At 51.1% G+C, this 20840-nt stretch carries 15 protein-coding genes and 2 tRNA genes; 8 read left to right on the top strand and 9 right to left on the bottom strand.

Annotation, left to right across the window (positions count from 1 at the left end; all coding sequences use genetic code 11):
* Nucleotides 1-465 precede the first annotated feature (465 nt).
* Entirely contained in the window at nucleotides 466-1698 is a 1233-nt protein-coding gene (locus B5G09_RS13360) for a membrane-binding protein (RefSeq protein ID WP_241147684.1), read from the bottom strand.
* Between the two features lie 259 nt (nucleotides 1699-1957).
* Between B5G09_RS13360 and B5G09_RS13355 the strand changes: the two genes are divergently transcribed.
* From B5G09_RS13355 to B5G09_RS13335, 5 genes are all read left to right on the top strand, one after another.
* A complete protein-coding gene (locus B5G09_RS13355; RefSeq protein ID WP_087405567.1) occupies nucleotides 1958-3553 on the top strand; it encodes a type I restriction-modification system subunit M in 1596 nt (531 codons plus the stop codon).
* Entirely contained in the window at nucleotides 3546-4619 is a 1074-nt protein-coding gene (locus tag B5G09_RS13350; protein ID WP_087405566.1) for a restriction endonuclease subunit S, read from the top strand. Before B5G09_RS13355 ends, B5G09_RS13350 begins: the two co-directional genes overlap by 8 nt.
* Before the next feature lie 11 nt (nucleotides 4620-4630).
* Nucleotides 4631-5401: a hypothetical protein gene (locus B5G09_RS13345; protein ID WP_087405565.1), complete on the top strand. Its 771-nt coding sequence runs from the start codon at nucleotides 4631-4633 to the stop codon at nucleotides 5399-5401.
* 431 nt (nucleotides 5402-5832) lie between these two features.
* Nucleotides 5833-6516, top strand: coding sequence for a TIR domain-containing protein (locus B5G09_RS13340; RefSeq protein WP_087405564.1), 684 nt, complete (start codon nucleotides 5833-5835; stop codon nucleotides 6514-6516).
* 34 nt (nucleotides 6517-6550) lie between these two features.
* The gene (locus B5G09_RS13335; RefSeq protein WP_087405563.1) at nucleotides 6551-9709 is read left to right on the top strand and encodes a type I restriction endonuclease subunit R; all 3159 of its coding nucleotides are present in this window, start codon (nucleotides 6551-6553) and stop codon (nucleotides 9707-9709) included.
* 18 nt (nucleotides 9710-9727) lie between these two features.
* On the opposite strand, the gene B5G09_RS13330 is transcribed toward B5G09_RS13335, so the two are convergent.
* The 5 genes from B5G09_RS13330 to B5G09_RS13310 form a co-directional block, all read right to left on the bottom strand.
* Complete coding sequence (locus B5G09_RS13330; RefSeq protein ID WP_087405562.1) at nucleotides 9728-10744, bottom strand: hypothetical protein; 1017 nt, start codon at nucleotides 10742-10744, stop codon at nucleotides 9728-9730.
* A 125-nt stretch (nucleotides 10745-10869) separates the two neighbouring features.
* Complete coding sequence (locus B5G09_RS13325) at nucleotides 10870-11754, bottom strand: relaxase/mobilization nuclease domain-containing protein (protein WP_087405561.1); 885 nt, start codon at nucleotides 11752-11754, stop codon at nucleotides 10870-10872.
* Nucleotides 11751-12119, bottom strand: a complete 369-nt coding sequence (locus B5G09_RS13320; RefSeq protein WP_087405560.1) for a MobC family plasmid mobilization relaxosome protein — start codon at nucleotides 12117-12119, stop codon at nucleotides 11751-11753. The genes B5G09_RS13325 and B5G09_RS13320 overlap by 4 nt, the downstream gene beginning before the upstream one ends.
* 73 nt (nucleotides 12120-12192) lie before the next feature.
* On the bottom strand, nucleotides 12193-13434 hold the full coding sequence (locus tag B5G09_RS13315; protein WP_087405559.1) for a site-specific integrase: 1242 nt from the start codon (nucleotides 13432-13434) through the stop codon (nucleotides 12193-12195).
* A 289-nt stretch (nucleotides 13435-13723) separates the two neighbouring features.
* Nucleotides 13724-13805, bottom strand: a tRNA-Leu gene (locus tag B5G09_RS13310).
* Between the two features lie 95 nt (nucleotides 13806-13900).
* Between B5G09_RS13310 and B5G09_RS13305 the strand changes: the two genes are divergently transcribed.
* Together B5G09_RS13305 and B5G09_RS13300 are read left to right on the top strand one after the other, a co-directional pair.
* Nucleotides 13901-15454, top strand: a complete 1554-nt coding sequence (locus tag B5G09_RS13305; protein WP_087405558.1) for an FAD-dependent protein — start codon at nucleotides 13901-13903, stop codon at nucleotides 15452-15454.
* A gap of 23 nt (nucleotides 15455-15477) precedes the next feature.
* Nucleotides 15478-16347: a glycosyltransferase gene (locus B5G09_RS13300; protein ID WP_087312104.1), complete on the top strand. Its 870-nt coding sequence runs from the start codon at nucleotides 15478-15480 to the stop codon at nucleotides 16345-16347.
* Nucleotides 16348-16400: 53 nt separating this feature from the next.
* Here the strand turns inward: B5G09_RS13300 and B5G09_RS13295 are convergent, their stop codons facing one another.
* The 3 genes from B5G09_RS13295 to B5G09_RS13285 form a co-directional block, all read right to left on the bottom strand.
* Nucleotides 16401-17180 carry a glycosyltransferase family 2 protein gene (locus B5G09_RS13295; RefSeq protein ID WP_087312069.1) on the bottom strand — a complete coding sequence of 260 codons (780 nt, stop codon included), beginning with the start codon at nucleotides 17178-17180 and terminating at the stop codon, nucleotides 16401-16403.
* Between the two features lie 7 nt (nucleotides 17181-17187).
* Nucleotides 17188-18138, bottom strand: a complete 951-nt coding sequence (locus B5G09_RS13290) for a glycosyltransferase (RefSeq protein ID WP_087405557.1) — start codon at nucleotides 18136-18138, stop codon at nucleotides 17188-17190.
* Nucleotides 18139-19824: 1686 nt separating this feature from the next.
* Nucleotides 19825-20562, bottom strand: a complete 738-nt coding sequence (locus tag B5G09_RS13285) for an RsiV family protein (RefSeq protein WP_087405556.1) — start codon at nucleotides 20560-20562, stop codon at nucleotides 19825-19827.
* Between the two features lie 140 nt (nucleotides 20563-20702).
* On the opposite strand from B5G09_RS13285, the gene B5G09_RS13280 reads away from it, so the two are divergent.
* Nucleotides 20703-20777: transfer RNA gene (locus B5G09_RS13280), tRNA-Glu, on the top strand.
* Nucleotides 20778-20840 lie beyond the last annotated feature (63 nt).

The following is a 20840-nucleotide window of genomic DNA, read 5'->3' as shown; positions in this document are numbered from 1 at the left end:
GTAATCTCGTTTTGTTTATATTTGTCTGTCGGTATCGGCGAATTATGGAATGGGTTAAGTCTATGAAAAAGGGGTGCATATCAGAATATCGGTCAGAGTCTGCGACTTCGGATCGGACAAAACAGCATGATTTGGAGTCCGATCACCGATCGGCAGCTTTGGTCGCGGCCATCCGGACCGGAGAAGTAAGCGGCGAGGCAATCGGATTCGATCCCCAACGGCATTTACTGCGGCTGAAAAAGCGGCGATCGGAGTAGCGATGTCGGTAGTTTATTGGAGATTTCCATAAATCTGGGATTCTGCAAATCTGTAAATCTCTACATCTTGGATTGAATATTTATCCTATTCCGGGATGATATGGGAGGTTGTTTCGACAGGTAGGAGATGATAAATTTAACCGCTTGTCTTTTTCTTTTTCTAATGAGATGAGTGAGTTTTGTGTTTCTGGCTGGATGCTTCTATTTTTTACTGATTGAGCAGGTAGGTGTTTTTGCGGTCGAATCCCCACTCAAAAAGATATTCGGCTCCTCCGATGTTGATCACAAATACGACCCGATTCCCTTTTACCCACTCGGCGTGGACAAAGCCAGAAATACTCTCTCCTGGATAAATTGTACTTCGTTTTAAATATCCCATTTTTTTGATATCCTGCTCATCTTGCAATGCTTGGCTGAAGTTGGCGATACGTTGTTGTGACGCCAGATTGGTTTGATAAGCGACCGTAGGATTATAGGTCGTTGTGGTATAAGAGGAATAACCTCCATTGGAACTATATCCATATGTGGTTGATGTAGCGTATCCGGCTCCGGCTGTGGCCATTCCTTCGCTCACGCCCATTAAGACTGCGGCCCAAGTCTGTGAACGGTTTACTTTTTTTAGATATGCATCACAAGACCAGATCGGTAAATCGTTTGTATTATTGTCTTCGTCTGCAGAATAGGCTATAATATCTGTTTCCGGTGTAAACTCAATCGGAGTGGTCGAATTATTCGATAAAATCAGGTCTATTCGGTGCCATTTCCCGTAATCACGAGTCACGGAACTTGTTAAAGCAATGGTAAGACCATTTTTATAATAAACTTCCCACGGCGTCCCATCTCGGTAGTCGATGAATCGTTCCGCAATAGACGGAGTTTCCCAAACGGGCATGTCGTCGGCCATGCGGAATTTGAGTGTATTGCCTTGCGGGTCTGTCAGCAGATAATAATCGTGGAGCGGGATTCCATCGTTGTATTCCACAATCTGGCATGAACCATCTTCATTATAGGTCTTGTGAAGCCCTGACAACTTCCCGGCCAGGTAACAGGCTTCGATTTTCAGTTCTCCGCTTTCGTCGTATTGCTGGTAACTGCCGTTGAGTTGTCCGTTTGCATAGTGCTTTTTCTCGAAGGTCTTCCCGCTCTTGTAATAGCTATTGTTTTCGCCGTCGAAGAGGGTTCGGCTGTCGTCCAGCGAATCGATACGGAGGAAATATCCTTCGCTTCGCAGCTCTCCGGTGAGATAGAAATCTTTGTACTCTTTGCGGGCTGTCGAGTCTGCCGGATAAAGTGCGATGCGCAGATATTCGGCAAATACGGGATTTGCTGCGCTTTTCCCCGATCGATTGTAATAGATGGAGTCGATCCGGTCCTGACGCTCTTGTGCCGAAACGCCTCCAATAGTCAGTAAGGTTAGTATACCAAGTAAAATTCGCTTCATGTTTTTAGCAATTGGAGCCGGTCGGGATTCTTTGTTTGTGGAATTTGGGTTCCCGACGTGTCTGTGGTGTCTATTCTGTCATGTAAAAATAAGAAATTAAATTGGAAAAACTGAGAGATGAAGTTATTTTCCTAGAAATAGGTGATTCATGGATATTTTTGGTAAATTTGTATAATATATACGGATACTGACCGGACAATTGAAGAATCAAAATGCATTCGTGTTGGTGAAAGTGAGTTGTCCGGAAAAGATTTGAAGCATGGCAAAGAAACAACTGAAAGAGAAAAGTATTGAGGAGACTTTGTGGGAGTCGGCCAACAAACTGCGGGGATCGGTGGAGCCGTCGGAGTACAAACATGTGGTGTTGAGCCTGATATTCCTCAAATATGCATACGACCGCTTTGTAGAGCGGCGCGATGAGCTGATTGCCGACGGCAAGTCGGCTTTCGTGGATCAGGCGGTGTTCTATAATGCCCGGAATGTTTTCTATCTGAACGAAATCAGCCGATGGGACTACTTGATTGAAAATGCCAAACAGAACGACATTGCCATCAAGATCGATGCGGCTTTGGCGCAGGTCGAGAAGGACAATCCTTCCTTGCGGGGAGCCTTGCCCAGCAACTATTATTCGGGGCTGGGGCTCGACCGCACTAAACTGGCGAGTCTGCTCGATGTGATTGGCAAGATCGATACCCTCAAGGACAAGGAACACGACCTGATTGGCCGCGTCTACGAATATTTCCTGGGCAAGTTCGCAATTGCCGAGGGCAAGGGAAAAGGCGAATACTATACGCCCAAGACCATCGTGAATCTGATTGCCGAAATGATCCAACCCTACCGTGGAAAGATATACGACCCGTGCTGCGGCTCGGGCGGTATGTTCGTGCAGAGCATGAAGTTCATCGAGGCACACCACGGCAACCGGAAAGATATCTCCGTCTATGGCCAGGAATATACCAATACGACCAACAAACTGGCGAAGATGAACCTCGCCATCCGTGGCATTGCCTGTAATCTGGGCGAGAAGGCAGCCGATACGTTCCACGACGATCAGCACAAGGATTTGAAGGCCGATTTCATCATGGCCAACCCTCCGTTCAACCAGAAAGACTGGCGGGCCGATAACGAGCTGACCAAGGACCCTCGCTGGCAGGGGTATGACGTACCGCCCACGAGTAATGCCAATTACGGTTGGATTCTGAATATCGTCTCGAAACTCTCGGCAAACGGCATGGCCGGATTCCTGCTGGCCAACGGCGCGTTGAGCGGCGACGGTACGGAGTTGAATATCCGCCGTCAACTGCTGAAAAACCATTTGGTCGAGGCCATCGTGATTTTGCCGCGCAATATGTTCTATTCCACCGACATCAGCGTCACCCTGTGGATTCTGGCCCGCAACCGCAAGGCCCGCACCGTTGAGCAGAACGGCGAACTGGTTAAATACCGGGATCGCGAAAATGAGGTGCTGTTTGTCGACCTCCGCCAGTGGGGCGAGCCTTTCGAAAAGAAGTACATCCAGTTTTCGCAGGAGCAGATTGCCCGTATTGCCGAGAACTTCCACAACTGGCAGCGTGAAGGCTACGAACAGACCTATCGGAATGTTCCGGAGTATTGCTACTCGGCAACACTCGACGAGATTGAAGCCAAAGGGTGGTCGCTTGTCCCCAGCAAATACATCGAGTTTGTCAATCGGGATGAAACGGTCGATTTCGAGACCCGGATGACGGAACTGCGTAACGAGTTGAACCGCCTGCTGCAGGCCGAAACGGAGAGTCGCCGCGAATTGGCAAAGGTCTTTACGGATTTGGGCTTCCCGCTTGACGTTCTCCAGCAAAACGACGCCGCCCATGAATAGAAGTGATTATAAGCGGCTGGGAGATTACATCCGGGAGGTGGATGTCCGGAATCGGGATTTGGCGGTAACGAATCTGCTTGGTGTGAGTATATCGAAAGAATTTATTCCGTCGATAGCCAATACCATTGGGACGGATATGTCATCATATAAGGTCGTTCGGCCCAATCAGTTTGCGTATGGCCCGGTTACATCTCGGAACGGGGATAAAGTATCCATTGCATTGTTTCACGGCGACGGATGTGCCATTATATCACAAGCATATATCGTTTTCGAGGTCCAAGATGAGGAAACCCTTATGCCGGAATATTTGATGATGTGGTTCCGGCGACCCGAATTCGACCGATATGCGCGATTCCATTCGCACGGCAGTGCCCGGGAGATATTTGATTGGGATGAACTGTGCGATGTTCTGCTGCCGGTTCCGTCGATAGAGCGTCAGCGGGCGATGGTTGCGGAATATGAGACGTTGTCGCGGCGTATCGACCTGAATCGTTCGATGATTGCGCAGCTGGAGGCCACGGCGCAAACGCTTTACCGCAAGATGTTTGTGGACGACATCGACCCCGAGCATCTCCCCGCCGGCTGGCGAATGGGAACATTGGGAGAAATTGCGGATTTTAAGAACGGCAAAGCTGTTCAAAAAGGATTGGGTAACATTCCGATTTATGGTGGAAATGGAATAGTTGGATATTGCAGCGCATCCAATGCTAAAAATGTAATAATCATTGGGCGAGTAGGCATTAACTGCGGAAGTATATTTTTAGAGACTAAAGATTGTTGGGTGAATGATAATGCGATAATTGGAATTGCTCATTCCGATTTGTCTTATTATCTTTATCAAACAATCAACAGAATGGATTTGAATAGTCAAAGTGAAGGATCCGGCCAGCCATTGCTTACACAGGCGATTTTGAATAATCAAGAATGTGTAATCCCTCCCCAAGATATTGCAGTTACATTCAATACCAGAATAGAATGTGTTTATAAATACCTCGAAACACTGAACGAAGAACAATCAATACTAACCGAATTACAGTCTTTGCTATTGGCAAAGATGGGACGATAAAATATGAAATTATGTATACAGGATTTAATTTAGAAAACATCTCTGTTCCTGAAATTCACTTAACAAAAGAATGGGATGTTTTATTTAGTGAGTATAAGAGAAAAATGCATTCCACTCTTCATGAGTATACTACTCAGAATGGGATGATTGATGGGAAGAAAATTCAAGATGATTGGTTCCCGGAAGTTAAGGCAAATATATTTATATCACATTCACATGCTGATGAGCCGAAGGCTATTAATTTAGCTCGTTGGCTATATGATCGTTTTGACCTCGTAGCCTTTGTTGACTCATGTGTATGGGGATATGCCGATGAGCTACTCAAAGAGATAGACGATAGGTATTGCTGGAATAGTGATAGAAATAGTTATATCTATGAGAGGAGAAATTATTCGACAAGTCACGTTCATATGATGCTCATGACTGCTTTGAATAAAATGATTGATAAAACGGAATGTGTATTCTTTTTGAATACAAAGAATTCGATTTCATTGGCAAATATAGAAAGCGAGACTTTGTCTCCATGGATTTATGGTGAGATTGAAATAACAAGGACAATACGAAAGCAAACTCCCGAGAGAGAAGAAACCCGAACTTATTCAAAGGGGGGAATGCTTGAAAGGCTAGGTTCTGGACTGAACATAAAATATCCTGTGGATATATCTCATTTTAATTCCATTGATATGGGTATATTGACGACCTGGAACAGATGTGAAAGAAAAGGAACCGATGCTTTAGATGAATTATATAAAATAACAGGCTTAATTCCTCATAGGGTATGACTTCAGAACAAATTAAACACTTGGAATTTATTCAAGGCATAATTAATCGGATGAATTCCAACTCCTTTTCAATAAAAGGATGGACTATAACGATTGTATCTGCGTTATTGGCTTTGTATGCAAGTAGTTCAAATGTAACATACATATTCATTGCCATTATGCCAACTATTTTATTTTGGTTTTTAGATGCATATTATTTACGGCAGGAACGAAGATTCAGAGGCTTGTACAAGGATATTGTCAATAATGGAGAATCGGTTAAATTATTTGATATGCCTATTAAGAATTACAACAATGGTGAATTTTCCTATTGTTGTGTATTCTGGTCAAGGACCATTGCTCCATTGTATGGATTGATTAGCATTGCATTGTTAATCATTGGCCTGGTTCTGAAGTGCAATATTATTATCTGTTGTAATTGTTGTTAGGTCATGTCAAAAATATTTATATCATATAAATACGCTGATGCTGATGTTAGACCGTTAAATCATAAATGGTTTACTACGGCACGTGATTATGTCGATGAGCTTCAAGATTTGATAGGAGAGGAACACATCAATAAAGGAGAAAAGGATGGTGAGGATATGAGTGTATTGGAAGATACAACGATTCAATCCATTTTGGGAGATAAAATATACGACAGTACGATTACCTTGGTATTGATATCTCCAAATATGAAAGATCCTAATCTTCCAGAAACAGAACAATGGATTCCTTGGGAAATATCATATTCTTTGAGGGAACAATCTAGGAATGGGCGAACAAGCAAAACAAATGCAGTTATGGCAATTGTACTCCCGGATGCAAATGGTCGCTATGATTATTACATAGAGGAACATACATGTCCTTATTGTAATACTCGAACATTGTATACGAATAGATTATTTAAGATCTTGAGTTGTAATATGTTTAATAGATATCGTCACACATATTCTACCTGTCCGCATCATGATGTGAATAATCGACCGGAGACTGGTGAATGTTCATATATTCCTAGTGTTAAATGGGATGATTTCGTCAGTGATATAGAAGAGAATTTGGATAGAGTGCTGGAAATTCAAAAGAATATAGCTGATTATGATATTAAAAAAAATCTAAAAACACTAGTCGAGTAAATTAATTAGCTCTTGTTATAGATTCCTTTTTATTATGCCCCACTTCAACGAACATGCCCTCGAGATGTCCATTATGGCGCTTTTCCAGCAGGAGGGTTATATCTATACAAACGGTGAAGAGATTCACAAGGAGGTGAGCGATGTCTTGCTGCGTGACGATTTGCGGGCCTATCTCCGCGGTCGCTACGGCGAGGCCGGAATCTCACCGCTCGAAATCGAGCGTGCCGTGGCCAAACTCACCGCCAACGTGGGATTCTCGTTGTATGAAAACAATCTGCACACCTATCGGCTGATGGTCGAGGGGTTTTCGTTGAAGCGTGACGACAGCTCGCTGCCCGATTTGTATGTCGAACCGATTGACTTTGGTGAGAAGAGTCTGTCGAACAACATTTTTCGGGCTGTCAATCAGCTGGAGATTAAAGGGGCGGAGACCCGCATTCCCGACGGGATTGTCTATGTGAACGGTTTGCCGGTGGTTGTGCTGGAGTTCAAAAGCGCCGTCAAGGAGGAGACAACCATCATGGATGCCTATCGGCAGCTGACGGTGAGGTATCGGCGGGATATTCCCGAGCTGTTCAAATACAATGCGTTTGTCGTTATCAGTGACGGTGTGAACAACAAATATGGCTCGCTGTTCGCTCCCTACGACTTTTTCTATGCCTGGCGCAAGGTTCACTCCGAAGAGCGGGCTCTTGACGGCATCAACTCGCTGAAGACGATGATGCAGGGGCTGTTCCGGCGAGAGCGTCTGTTGAGCGTGCTGAAAGACTTTGTCTTTTTTCCGGATTCGTCGAAGGATGAACGGAAGGTCGTTTGTCGTTATCCGCAATTCTTCGCCGCGCACAAGCTGTTTGAGAATATCCGTCTGCACTCCAAACTCCGCCCGGACGGGGATGGCAAAGGTGGCACCTATTTCGGCGCGACGGGGTGCGGAAAGAGTATCACGATGCTGTTCCTGTCGCGGATGTTGATGCGGAGCCGGGAGTTCGCCAGTCCGACAATCGTACTGATAACGGACCGCACGGATTTGGACGACCAGCTGTCCAAACTGTTCGGCACGGCCAAGCGGTTTATCGGAGATGAGTGCGTGGTGGAGGTGGAGAGCCGGGAGAAGTTGCGCGAACATCTGGCCGGCAGGACAAGCGGAGGTGTGTTCCTCACCACCATTCACAAATTTACGGAGGATACGAGTCTGTTGTCGGAGCGGGCCAACATCATTTGCATTTCCGATGAGGCGCACCGCTCGCAAACCAATCTTTCGTTGCAGGTCAGGCAGACGGACAAGGGTGTCAAGCGTAATTACGGATTTGCCAAGTACCTGCACGATTCGCTGCCGAATGCGACTTATGTCGGTTTTACGGGAACGCCGATTGATGCTACGATCGACGTGTTCGGCGAGGTGGTCGATGCCTATACCATGACCGAATCGGTTGCGGACGGCATCACGCGGCGGATTGTTTACGAAGGTCGCGCGGCAAAGGTGTTGCTCGACCATGCCAAACTCAAAGAGATAGAAGCGTACTATAAACAGTGCGCCGAGGAGGGGGCGAACGAATATCAGATTGAGGAGAGCAAGAAGGCCGTTACGAAGATGGAGCGGATTCTTGGGGATGCTGATCGTCTGCAGGCTGTGGCCGAAGATTTTATTGCCCACTATGAGAATCGGGTTGCCGAAGGCAGCACGGTAGAGGGGAAGGCCATGTTTGTCTGCGCGAATCGGACGATTGCATTTGACCTCTATCGGAAGATTATTGCCTTGCGTCCCGAGTGGGTGCAGCGACCCGAGCCGGAACCGGTTTCAGAAGGGAGTGATGTCGGCGAGGGGCAGGAGCGTCCTATCGAAAAGATCAAGCTGATCATGACCCGCAACAAGGACGATGAACCGGCGTTGTACGATTTGTTGGGTACGGATGAAGACCGTAAGGTATATGCCGAAGCATTCAAAAAGCCCAAGTCGAATTTCAAGATTGCGCTGGTTGTCGATATGTGGACAACGGGTTTTGACGTGGATTGTCTCGATACGATGTACATTGACAAGCCCCTGCAGCAGCATACGCTGGTGCAGACCATTTCGCGGGTCAACCGGGTCTATCCCGGAAAAGAGAAGGGCCTGGTGGTGGACTACATCGGCATCAAGAACAATATGAACATTGCGTTGCGACGCTATGCGCAGGGAGATGTCGGACAGGATTCGGTCGAGAATGTCGAACAGTCGATTACGCTGGTCAAGGATGAGCTGGATATCATTCGGCGCATGTTCGGTGAATTTGATTATTCGGTTTTCACGACGGGAACACCTTTGGAGCAGCTCGATTGTTTAAATCGGGGCGCGGAGCTCATGCAAAGGACCAAAGAGCAGGAGAATCTGTTTATGGGCCACGCCAAAAAGTTGAAGTCTGCGTTCAATTTGTGCAGCAACAGTGATCAGATCAGCGATGCCGAACGTGAAGAGATCCACTATTTCTGCGGAGTCCGCTCGGTCATCTATAAATTGACGATGGGCGAATCTCCCGATGCTTCGCAGATGAATCGTCGTGTCAGTGAAATGATTGAGGAGGCCATACAGTCGGAAGGGGTGGAGGAGATAATTCAGATCGGGAACGATAAGGATAATCTGGATGTGTTGAGTGAAGAATATATGGAACGACTGAGTCGCTTGAAACTCCCGAATACGAAGGTCAAGTTGATGGAGCGTTTGTTGAAGACAGTGATTACCGAGTTCAAGAAGGTGAACAAGGTTCGTGGAGTCGATTTCTCAAAGCGATTGAATGCGTTGGTCGAGAAGTACAACAGCCGTAAGGATAGCGCCATCTTTGCCGATGAGGTCTTGACCGAGGTGGCAAATCAGATGGCCGATTTGTTAAAGGAACTGAACAAGGAGAAGAAATCGTTCCTGGATTTGGGAATCAGTTATGAAGAGAAGGCCTTCTATGATATTCTTGAGGCGATAGCCAAACAATTCGGGTTCGAATATCCAAAGGAGAAAATGCTTCAGCTGGCTGCGGCGATCAAGAAGATTGTGGAGGATAAATCCAAGTACACGGACTGGGCTGCCAGAGATGACATAAAGGCCGAGCTTAAAATGGATTTGATACTCGTTTTGGCGGAATATGGTTATCCTCCCGTGACAAACGATGAGGTATACAAAGAGATTTTGGAGCAGGCTGAGAACTTTAAGCGTTATAACGGTTGAGAACGCTATTGTCTCTTTTTACGATCGTGTTGAACGGATGCGGTCAATCACTTTTGTTACATGGCTCGGATAATGCCCCGCAAAGTATTCATAAATTTGAGGATCTCCAGTAAAAAATTGTGATACGAATTCAGACCATACGGAGACAGGAATATCTCCGTCTATTCTGAATAATTTGATTGAACGGGGTTTTATCTGCTTGTCATTCTTTCGGTTGAAAGTTAGATCGTACCCTTTTCGTAAATCAATCTCTTTTGGTAAATAGAGATGAATCGCTCCATCCATATGGCAGAATGTTCGCCTTCTCAAATCGTATTGAGCGTGAATATATCGAACCGGATGATAGATGATTCCATTCGATTCTATTGTTACATACTCTTTTTTTAATTCTTCGGCCTGAAATGTTTTTAGGTCATTGCTTTCGGACCAAAGAATATCCAATTTTAGAACCTCACCAAAAAAATTATCATAAAGGTCCGGAATATCTGGTGGCGGGGCCAAAGCTATTGATCCATTGCCTGTTTGTGCAATATCTGTTGAGAATCGAGCACCATACCAGATATCTCGTTCTATACATACACTATTATCCACATTAATACGAACACGGTCGCTATCCAATGCAATACATTTATCGATTCCGGGTAGATCCAATTGCCAGAACCTTTCAACAAACCGAGGTGCAAAATTGTTTATCGGATTATAATTCCTTCGAAATAAAGGATGCGCCATCGGCATGTAGGCGTCAGCGTAATAGAACCCGGTTATATGTGGCCGTTTGGTAAAACTGTTTAATAGCTTGTTTTCATGGAATAAGCCATCTTTGGTTGGTTGTAAACAGGATAAAGATTGCAAAATGTTGGGATACTCTACATAGTAGCCAATGGTGTGTATATAGTGAAAGTTTTTCGCTTCCAGAATAATGTCCCTTTTTTTGCAATACTTTGAAAACGAATGAATCAGGTCTCTGTTCTTATTTAATTCTTCTTGCTCTATTTCTTGTAGCATGATTGCTGTCTGTGTTCTGATATCGTCCATTTTGTAGGCTCAATTCTTTTTGTGACAAAAATAATTCTCGGGATTTTTGTTAACAAATCGTTTGTAATTATTCTCGTCTTAAAACGGCTGAATCCGAGTAGTTTTTTAGGCAAAAGGATGGCTGTTTAACGCCGTCGTCCGCGGCGTCTGCGCTGTTGTTCCTGCTGGGTTTGTTCCGCCTCGTCGGGATCAAACCTCGGACGCAGCAGGTCGTCCAGCAGATAGCTGAACGAGGGTGTCAGGGTCGGAGCCGATTGTCGTTCGGAAGCAAGCGCCTGTCGGCTGTTCCGTTCCAGTGCGGTGTCGATTTTCGAATAGCTGAACTGCCGGTCGATCTTCGAACCGTTGAACGGGTAGCCGTTTTTGGCAAACACGACACCCTGCACGTCGGAGGTGCCTCCGCGCATCCGGAACTCCGTAGCGATTCCCTCGCGGTGCAGGGCCGCCGTCAGCTCCTCCCAGTTGCGGCAGCGGGGGACGGTATCGCACAAGGCATGGTAGATTTCATATTTTGTCTTGTCCGGTTCGCGCAGCCGGTACTCCTTGACCTGCTCCTTGCCCGATGCAAAGTAGAGTCCGTAACGGGCGGTCAGTTGCTTGCAGAGCCGCTCCGAACGGTAGCGGTCGTTGCGGTCGGAGATCGTCCGTCCGTCGTTGCCCACGCGGTTGAAGAGAATATGCAGGTGGGGATGTTCCCGGTCGCGGTGGCGGACAATGATAAGTTGTGTATCCTTGATCCCCATCCGGTCCAGATACTCCACCGCAATGGAGAGCAGCAGCCGGTTGTCCAACCGGGCGGCATCCCGGGGCGAAAAGGAGAGTACGACGTGTCCTACGGGTTTCGAGACTCTGGGATTTTGCGCAGCCTGCCGTTCGAATCCGCGGATGATGGAGGGCGTGTCCTTGAACAGAACGCCCATCCCGGCCAGGCAATCGGCGCCCTTCCCTGGTCCGAAAATGTATTGGACGGCTCCGCCGAAGGAGCCGCCTTTCGAGAGTTTGGCAATCATGGCAGTTTGTCGATTCGGGTGAGCAGCGCATCAATTCGGTCGACCAACGCCGCCAAAGTGGCGGTATCGCGTCCGTACCCGGCCACATGCGCCATGCGGGCGAGTTGGTTGAGGTTGTTCGCCATGCCGGTGAGCTGCCGCAGCAGGGTGAGCATCTCGGGAGTCATCCGGGCGCGGACGATGCTCCGGGCAAGGGCGCGCCGGGCGTATTCGGCACACACGAGACCGGCGACCCGTGCCTTGCGGCACAGGGCGTCGTAATCAGTCTCGGTCAGGCAGACGACCAGCCTTCGTTTGAGTCGTTCCGTTTCGGGTTTGGGAGGGCGGCCGCCTTGCGGGCGGTTCGGATTCTTCGGACTTTTCATCTGTGTAAGTATAATAGACCAGCGGGATGGATTCGGGAGGTTTCGAGTGTCTCGAAACATAAACTTGCTTTTATTACAACTCGGAATCTCCCTCCGCGGCTGCCGAAGCCAGTTTTTCGCCGAAAGCCTCCATTTCACGGCCGATCACCGTCTCGGAAAATTTGGCGTAATGGCGGGTCATGTTGGTGTTCGAATGTCCGAGGATCTTGGCCAGCACGTCTATCGGCATTCCGTATTCGACCGCCATGCAGGCGAACGTATGGCGGGCGCAATGCGTGGTCAGCACCTTGTCGATGCCGCAGACGATGGCGATCTCCTTCATAAAGGCATTCATCTTCTGGTTGCTCGGCAGGGGCAGCACCCGTCCGCGGGCCTGGCAGACAGCGTCGTGCTCGTAGCGGCGGAGGATTTCCAATGCCATCGGGAGCAGCGGAATGCGGCTCATTACGGCAGTCTTTTCGCGCGGCTTGTGGATCCACCAGCGCCCTTCGTCGTCGCGCGAGATGTGTTCGCTTCGCAGGTGGTCGGCATCGGCGAAGGCCAGTCCCGTAAGGCAGCAGAAGACAAAAACGTCACGGATACGGGCCAGCCGATGGTCGAGTTGCTTGCGGGTCAGGATTTCTAGTTCGCGGGCCGTGAGGTGCTCTTTGGCCTGCGCCTGATCCTCCTTGAGTTTGTAGTAGCGGAAGGGATTCTTGGCAATCCATTCGTTGCGCAGGCAGTAGAGTACGAAGTTGCGCAGACAATCCATGACGGCCACGGCTCCGTTGTGGCGGCAGCGGTGTGCCGTTTGCAGGAAGAGGCTGAATCCGTCGAGAAATTCGTAGTTCATCCGCTCGACGGGAATATCCTCCTCCGGGCCGCGCTGGGCAAGGTACTGTTTCAGATAGCGCAGCAGCCGTTCGTACTTGTCGGCTGTCCGCTGAGTGATGCGCACGCCGACCTCTGCCTGCCGTCGTTGGACGTAGTCGCCCAACCCCGCGATCAACATCATGGTGTGTTTGAGCGGGTTGAAGTAACGCTGTTTGATTTGCAGGGCATTGGCCTCGAAACCTTCGGCAAGCAGTTTGCTGCGGATGTCGAGAATCTGTACACGGAATTCGTCAAGCATCTCGTTGATCTTCACGGATAGGCGGCTGGTCCCCATCATCCGTTCTTTTCGCTGGCTCCACAACTCGGGTCGTCCCTCGCAGTTGAAATAGATCTCTTGACGGAAACTGCCCGTTGTAATTCGGGCATAAATGGTTGCGAATCCGTCTTTTTTCGTTCTTCCCTTTCGCATCAGGAAGAGAATCCTGAAACTCTCTTGTCTCATGGTTTTGTAAAATTTAGAGGTTAACAAAACGCTGACAAGAAAAATCTATTGCGGTGCAAAACGCAGCAGTTCAGTGTATTATGAGCAAAAAAGGTGGCAGTTTACTCGCCCGGCTCCCGATTTGCCCCCTTTGCCACCAAATTGCCACCCGAAGGTTTTCGGAGAAATACTTTTCGGTGGCGGAGGTTGGGGTGCTGGCCAATCTGGTCAATTTGTTGATATACAACTGTTTTGCTTTGTTTTGCATCCGGGTTTCCACAAAAAAGGAGCCTCAGCGAAGGCTCCTTTGTGCGGATAAAGGGACTCGAACCCCCACGCCGTAAGGCATCAGATCCTAAGTCTGACGTGGCTACCAATTACACCATATCCGCTCTGTCACACAAAGGTAGATATTTTTTCACAATTCACAATCCCGGACTCCCTTTTATCCGGCTTTTTTGGTTACTTTTGTGCGTAATTTGATGCAATGCCGCAACTCGTAACACTTGTTCTTACGCCCAAGCAGGCCGCCGATGCGAAAACATATACCGCTTTGGCCGCCCGCCGCATGGGCCTGCGCGAGGATGAAATCGCCCTCGTCAGGGTCGTCAAACGCTCGATTGATGCCCGTCAGCGGCAGGTCAAGGTCAACCTCTCGCTCGAAATCTACGTCGATCGCGAACCCCGTCCCGAGCCGGTTCATTTCGATTATCCGTCGGTCGTGGGCCGCACCGAGGTGATCATCGTCGGATCGGGGCCCGCCGGTCTGTTCGCGGCGCTGCACCTGATTGAACTGGGGCTGCGCCCCGTCATCCTCGAACGCGGACGCGACGTCTCGGCCCGCAAACGCGACATCGCCCAGATCAACCGCAACGGAGCCGTCAACCCCGAATCGAACTACGCCTTCGGCGAAGGAGGTGCCGGCACCTTCTCCGATGGCAAGCTCTTCACCCGCAGCAAGAAACGCGGCGACTACAACAAGGCGCTCCAGACGTTGGTCTTCCACGGTGCCAACCCCGAGATCCTCTTCGAGGCGCATCCCCATATCGGAACCGACAAACTGCCGCGCATCATGCAGAACATCCGGCAGACGATCCTCGATGCCGGCGGCGTGTTCCGCTTCGAGAGCCGGGTGACCGATCTGAAGATCGACCACGGCCGGGTACGCGGCGTCTGGTGCGGTGACGAACGGATCGAAGGGGCAGCCGTTATCCTGGCCACGGGCCATTCGGCCCGCGACATCTACGAACTGCTGCACCGGCGCGGGGTGCGTCTCGAGGCCAAACCCTTCGCCATGGGGGTGCGCATCGAACACCCGCAGGCGCTCATCGACTCGATTCAGTATCATTGCCCGACGCGCGGCGAATATCTCCCGGCGGCCTCCTATTCGCTGGTCAGCCAGGAGGCCGGACGCGGTGTCTACTCGTTCTGCATGTGTCCCGGAGGATTCATCGTTCCGGCCATGACCGATGCCGCGCAGTCGGTCGTCAACGGCATGTCGCCCAGCGGCCGCACCTCGCCCTATGCCAATTCCGGACTGGTCACCGAGGTGCGTCTTTCGGATTTCGAACACCTGCGTCCCGAGTGGGGCGAGTTGGCCGGGCTGCGCTTTCAGCAGCAGTTCGAGGAGCTGGCGCGACGCGAAGGGGGCGAGCATCAGATCGCTCCCGCACAGCGTGTGGCCGATTTTGTCGCCGGACGGGCCAGCAAGTCGCTGCCCGCAACCTCCTATATTCCCGGTATCATCCCGTCGCGGCTCGACCGCTGGATGCCCGATTTCATTGCGCAGGGGCTGCGCCACGGTCTGGAGACCTTCGGGCGCCGCATGCGGGGTTACGTGACCAACGAGGCGATTGTCGTGGGGGTAGAGTCGCGTACGTCGACGCCGGTCCGCATTCCGCGCGACGCGGCGACGCTCATGCATCCCGAGGTCGAGGGGCTCTTCCCGGCGGGCGAGGGGGCCGGTTATGCCGGCGGCATCATCTCGGCGGCGCTTGACGGCGAGCGGATCGCCGACCGGGTGCGCGAGTTCATCCGATAAAACCGATAAAAACAGCTATGATCATGGATCCGAAGGTAAGCGTTATTGTCCCGGTCTACAACGTCGAGGCCTTTCTGGCCCGGTGTCTGGACAGTATTCTCGCACAGACGCTGCGCGAGATCGAGGTTATCTGTGTCGACGACGGAAGCGTGGATCACTCGGTCGAGATTCTGAACCGCTATGCGGCACAGGATGTGCGGGTGCAGGTGGTGACGCAGGAGAATCGCGGTGTCGGAAGTGCCCGTAACCGGGGGTTCGACCGGGCCCGCGGGGAGTATGTACTCTTTCTCGATTCCGATGACTGGATTGATCCGGCTTATTGCGAGGCGCTCTGTGTGGCGGCGCAGCGATCGGGAGCTGATGTGGCCTGTGCGTCGATCTGGCAGGTTCGGCCGTCCCGCTCGAAGTGGAAGATCCGCTACACGGAGGCCCGCGAAATCTCCTCGGTGGAGGAGCGTTTCCGCATTTGTCGCTGTCCGCCCGATTTTTATGTGATGAACAAACTGTTGCGGCGCGAGACGCTGTTGCGGTTGGGGCTGCGCTTCCCCGAACAGGTCTATTACGAGGATGTTGCCTATGTGATGCGTTTGCTCGGTGAATGCGACCGGGTGGTGACGGTGCCCGGGGTGGCCTACCACTACATGTACAATCCTGCGTCGATTACCAAAAGCCGGCAGACTCCCAAAAAACAGCGCGACAAGTACGAGGCGCAGCGTGCCTTCGTAGCCTATGCCGATCGGATCGGCCTTCGCCTGGACTCCAGGTATCGGAGTGTGACACGACGCATGTATCTCTTTTGCGGATTGACGCTGCTCAAGCAGAAGGAGTGTGACGGCGTTCGCACCTGGCGCTTGTTTGATCTTATTCCCGTCTGGCGCAGCCGGATTTGTTAATACCGGGTCGGCCCCCCCCCTTGTGGCGTTTTGACCGGTTGGCGACGGGACCCTTACAGATACTGGTCGAGCCCCTTTTCGCAACGGATCTTCTTCTCGGTGCGTGTCACCAGACCGATGGCCCGGTTTTCCGTGTCGTTCTCCTGCGACGAGCGCGCATGGTGGATATGGAAGACAAATCCGGCAAATTTCAGCGTCTGCCGTGTGCAGTGGTTGTTCCGCAGCCGGATGACAAGCTCCGCGTCTTCGTATCCCCAGCCGATCATTGTCTCGTTGTAACCGTTGACGGCGACGAGATCTTCGCGCCAGAAGGCCATGTTGCAACCGCGCAGACGGTCGTTTTCCCGATTCCGGAAAAGGGGGGTCAGGGCCGGGATGTAGAGGGCGTTGAGCCAGTGCTTGACTCCGGGCGTATACCACGCTACCTTCGGATTGCCGCTGCAAAGCATCCGTCGGGCGAGCCGCTCGTCGATCATGGCGCGGCTTCCCACGACAAAGGTCCCTTTGCGGGCGAAGGCCGCATGGTCGCGGATGAAGTTGCGGTGGAGAATGACGTCGCCGTCGATCTGGACGATGTAGTCGCCCTCGCACGCCGCGATGGCCTTGTTACGGATCACCGTGAGGCGGAAACCGTCGTCTTCGTGCCAGATATGCTTGACGGGGCAGGGCAGTGTCCGCGCAAACGCCTCGACGACCCGGCGGGTGGGTTCGCCCGAACCGTCGTCGGCGATGACCACCTCGAAGGGCGGCGTACGTTGTGCGGCGACACTCTTCAGACAGAGGGTCAGGGCTTCGGGCCAGTTGTAGGTCGAGATCAGAAGGGAGACTTTCATCGGCAGGTCAGATATTGATGATTTTCGAGGCGATCCAGATCCAGACGCCGTTACGGAAGCGGAAGACCCACGGCGAACGCTTGGCAACCTTGCGGTCGCGGTCGTCGCGCAGGAACTCCGGCTGCACGATGTTGCGATACTCCTCGTAGGCGGGGTAAACGTACATCAGCGCCAGCCGGATGTCGTCCGGTTTCCAGCAGTGGCGCAGCATGTTGCAGCAGTGGGAGAGGTGGACGCGGATTGTCAGATAGCGGTTCTCGCGGTCCAGACGGTTGTACATCTTGTAGAGCCGGCGGTAACACGACAGCTTCTCCTCCTTGGGCATCTTGCTGCGCATGACGCTCGTGTTGAGGATACGGTAGTGGTAGGTTTTCAGGTTGCTGACCCGTACGTGGTTGACATACTGGCAGTATTCGGCCGTGAAGAGCTCGTCCTCATGCAGACGCATGCCTTCGTTGAAGCGAATCGCGTGGCGTTCGATGATCTCCCGGTTGAAGATCTTGTTCCAGGTCCAGCCGAAGAAGGTCTGACGGCGCAATTGGGCGAAGATCCGGTCGCACGCTTCGCCCGAGGCCTCCTCCTCGGCAAGTTGGAGGTCGTACGAAATGAAGGCGTTGGTGAAGGTGATGTCGGTTTTGCCCAGCCCCGAACCTACGAGATTTTCTAGGTGGTTGGGTTCGACCCAGTCGTCGGCATCGATGAAGGCCACGAAGTCTCCCTTGGCCTGTGAGAGTCCGTAGTTGCGTGCGGCACTGGCTCCCGGCTTTTGGCAGTGGTAGAGTTTGATCCGCGGATCGCGCTGCATGTATTGCCGGCAGATTTCGACGGAGCGGTCGTTGCTGTTGTTGTCGATCAGCAGCAGCTCGAAGTCTGTCCACGTCTGTCGGAGAATGCTTTGCAGGCACTCTTCGAGATACTTCTCGGCGTTGTATATCGGTGTGATGATCGAGATCAACATAAATGGTTTTACTGGCAGTTGTTTGCGAGGTTTTGGGGCGGGCCTTTTTTCGGGCGGTCGGATTTTCGATCGCCGTGCGGGCGGCTTGGCTCGGAGCCTTTCGTGTGGAGGTTGTTGGGTCGGCGGCTTTTTACCGGGGTTCGTCCGGAAGTCCGTCTTCGGAAGAGGCCGGCTCGGCGTGGATCCTTCCCGATTGGCTAAGCGTATTTTGAGGCCGGTTGCTGAAGTTGTGTTCTTGGACCATGAAGTCGAAGCGTGGCTGACGGTGGATTATGGGTGAACGAGGGTGACAACGGCTGACAACCAATCTTCATGCCACATGCGCGTATCCGAAACAGGGACGATGAGAGTCTGAGCAGGCGGATTTCGGTGCCGAGGCCTGTGCGTGCTACGGATTCGGCGATTCGGCTCTGCGGGAGGAGCCCGGCGCCTTGTCGCACGAAACTCTCCAGGCAGAGACAAAGCGCATGGAGCCACCTGCAGGCCGGGCTGATCTGCGATACGGTCATCGTTCTGTATTTTGGTTTATAATACAAATTTAGTAATTTATCCGTTACAAGCACAATCTTAGCGTCATTTAATTGCAAAATGGTCTTTTCCCGCTTCTACTGCATCGTGAGGAGCGTGAAAATTTTGACCGGTCGATGGCTTTGTTCATAAGCAGTTGTATGATAGCTTGTTGCAGTCTGAGATGAATTTGCAATATTAAAAAATATGAAAAAATTTGAAAATTATTTTAATAAAAGCTTGCATGGAATGATTTTTCGACTTATCTTTGCAGCGAAGTTTTAAGGTTCATTTAGGTTAGTAGTTTTAGGTTGGTGAGGAAACTGAGGAAGACGGACGAGTTCCGAATTCCGAGTTTCCTTTTTTTTGTGCCTTGGCCTCCGGGTTGGTGTGGTTTGCCCGGCGTGGCTCTTTCTCCGATAGGGTATCATGGCAGCCTGTTTTACGGACCGCCTCCTCCCCCCCCCCTGTCGCTTGTGCCCCGTGTGCTGTGATCAATGTCTGGTCGCAGATGTAATTGCATCCTCACAGTCCGCTCTCTTTTCAAACGGAGAAGGCTCTCCGGGCCGCAGTGGTGGCATTTTCTGCCGACATCCTTCCGTTGCAGTCTTTCGGGTAACCCTCTTTGTGAATACTTCCCTCGCATATTTGTAAATAGCAGTATATCTGCATTTTGCCTGTTCTGTATGTTCTTCGTGGGAATTGGGATTGGTTTACCAATGTTACCAAATTGTTAAATATATTTAATATATTCGTAAAATATTTGCATAAATCAAAAATCGCCCTTATCTTTGCAGTGAAGTTTTAAGGTTCATTTAGGTTAGTAGTTTTAGGTTGGTTGAGGAAATCGGCAGGTTGTGACGGATTGTCCGCCACTAAGACCCGAGGACGGTGCTCGTCCGAGGCGTCGAATACCTCCGATTAAACCTCATTTTGGAGGGGGTGGTTCCCCGCCAAAAAAAAGGTTCCCCGTCGTGAGACTCGGACCTTTTTTTCGTTTATGGAGGTTTCTTCCGGGTGGGCGTCATCGTTGCGCCGGGCTGTGTCGTTTGACCCCGATTTCCAGTGCGGATGCGCGTGCCGGCCGCCTTTTTCGGGGGAGGGGAGACGGGGATGCAATACGCCCGGACGGTTGTCGGAAAGAGAGCCGTCCGGGCGTATTGTTTGAGCGAATCGGAGCTATTCGGCGCACAGTTGTGCCAGCTCCTCGGGCGTCAATGTCACCTCGACGGCTCCCAGCGCATAACATCCGATATCGTAGGGGTTGTAGTAGAAGGTGATGCCCGATTCCGAGATCAGGAAGTTCTCCGTCGGAGCGATGTATTCGGGGAAGAACCCGGCCTCGGACAGTTCGTCGTCGGTCGATGCCTGGTATTGTGCGGCGATCTTTTCGCGGATCACCTCGTCGAGCCGCTGCAGGGCTGCTTCGGAGAAGAGGTCGGCCAGCGAAAGTTCAAATCCGTCGCGCAGGGAGTAGGTGTGGCATTCGGTTCCGTACATGCCGTGAGCGCCGCCTGTGTAGCCGGCCCGGGTGATGACATACCCGATCAGCGAATCGATGACCGAGCCTTCGGACTCGACCGACACTTCGTATTCACGGCCCGAGGGACCCATGCCGACGGGCAGGTAATTGGTCTGGATATCGGTCAGCGAGGTCTGAACGGCCTGCCCGAGGGTTCCCGTGAAGGCCTCGAGCTGGAAGAAATAGCCGAGGTTGGCCTGTTCGATGGTCTCCAGGGCGGGGGATTTCCCCGCGTTGCTGATCGAGGCGAAGCGATATTCGACCCGGCAGGAGTTTCCGTCACCCTGCAGCAGGGTGTCGATGGCGCAAGTCTCGAACTTGGGCAGGACGGGGTGTTTCGTGCAGGCTCCGAGCAACAGACAGGAACCAAGCAGCAGGACAAGTCGGTTTTTCATAGCGAATGAGGTTTGTTCCGTGGGCTAAGTTAGGTAAAAAGGGCCTATTTCCAAGAAAAGTGAAAAAAAATCGTAGAAAGTGTCCGAAAATTTTGGAGATTCAAAAGAAGACGCTATCTTTGCACCACGAAACTCAACAAGGTGGATTCATCTAAGGGTTAGGATACATGCCTCTCACGCATGACATAGGGGTTCGAATCCCCTATCCACTACCAAAAAGCGACCTGCGAAGGTCGCTTTTTTTGTTTCTGGTGGGTGGGTGTGGGTGTGGGTGCGGG

Source organism: Alistipes sp. An54, from assembly GCF_002159375.1.
Lineage (GTDB): Bacteria > Bacteroidota > Bacteroidia > Bacteroidales > Rikenellaceae > Alistipes > Alistipes megaguti.
This window is presented reverse-complemented; position numbering and strand designations above follow the sequence as displayed.

Bases quoted from the DNA above. Each gene is read 5' to 3' on its own strand.
- B5G09_RS13360 (WP_241147684.1), bottom strand. From the start codon at position 1,698: ATGAAGCGAATTTTACTTGGTATACTAACCTTACTGACTATTGGAGGC.
- B5G09_RS13355 (WP_087405567.1), top strand. From the start codon at position 1,958: ATGGCAAAGAAACAACTGAAAGAGAAAAGTATTGAGGAGACTTTGTGG.
- B5G09_RS13350 (WP_087405566.1), top strand. From the start codon at position 3,546: ATGAATAGAAGTGATTATAAGCGGCTGGGAGATTACATCCGGGAGGTG.
- B5G09_RS13345 (WP_087405565.1), top strand. From the start codon at position 4,631: ATGTATACAGGATTTAATTTAGAAAACATCTCTGTTCCTGAAATTCAC.
- B5G09_RS13340 (WP_087405564.1), top strand. From the start codon at position 5,833: ATGTCAAAAATATTTATATCATATAAATACGCTGATGCTGATGTTAGA.
- B5G09_RS13335 (WP_087405563.1), top strand. From the start codon at position 6,551: ATGCCCCACTTCAACGAACATGCCCTCGAGATGTCCATTATGGCGCTT.
- B5G09_RS13330 (WP_087405562.1), bottom strand. From the start codon at position 10,744: ATGGACGATATCAGAACACAGACAGCAATCATGCTACAAGAAATAGAG.
- B5G09_RS13325 (WP_087405561.1), bottom strand. From the start codon at position 11,754: ATGATTGCCAAACTCTCGAAAGGCGGCTCCTTCGGCGGAGCCGTCCAA.
- B5G09_RS13320 (WP_087405560.1), bottom strand. From the start codon at position 12,119: ATGAAAAGTCCGAAGAATCCGAACCGCCCGCAAGGCGGCCGCCCTCCC.
- B5G09_RS13315 (WP_087405559.1), bottom strand. From the start codon at position 13,434: ATGAGACAAGAGAGTTTCAGGATTCTCTTCCTGATGCGAAAGGGAAGA.
- B5G09_RS13305 (WP_087405558.1), top strand. From the start codon at position 13,901: ATGCCGCAACTCGTAACACTTGTTCTTACGCCCAAGCAGGCCGCCGAT.
- B5G09_RS13300 (WP_087312104.1), top strand. From the start codon at position 15,478: ATGGATCCGAAGGTAAGCGTTATTGTCCCGGTCTACAACGTCGAGGCC.
- B5G09_RS13295 (WP_087312069.1), bottom strand. From the start codon at position 17,180: ATGAAAGTCTCCCTTCTGATCTCGACCTACAACTGGCCCGAAGCCCTG.
- B5G09_RS13290 (WP_087405557.1), bottom strand. From the start codon at position 18,138: ATGTTGATCTCGATCATCACACCGATATACAACGCCGAGAAGTATCTC.
- B5G09_RS13285 (WP_087405556.1), bottom strand. From the start codon at position 20,562: ATGAAAAACCGACTTGTCCTGCTGCTTGGTTCCTGTCTGTTGCTCGGA.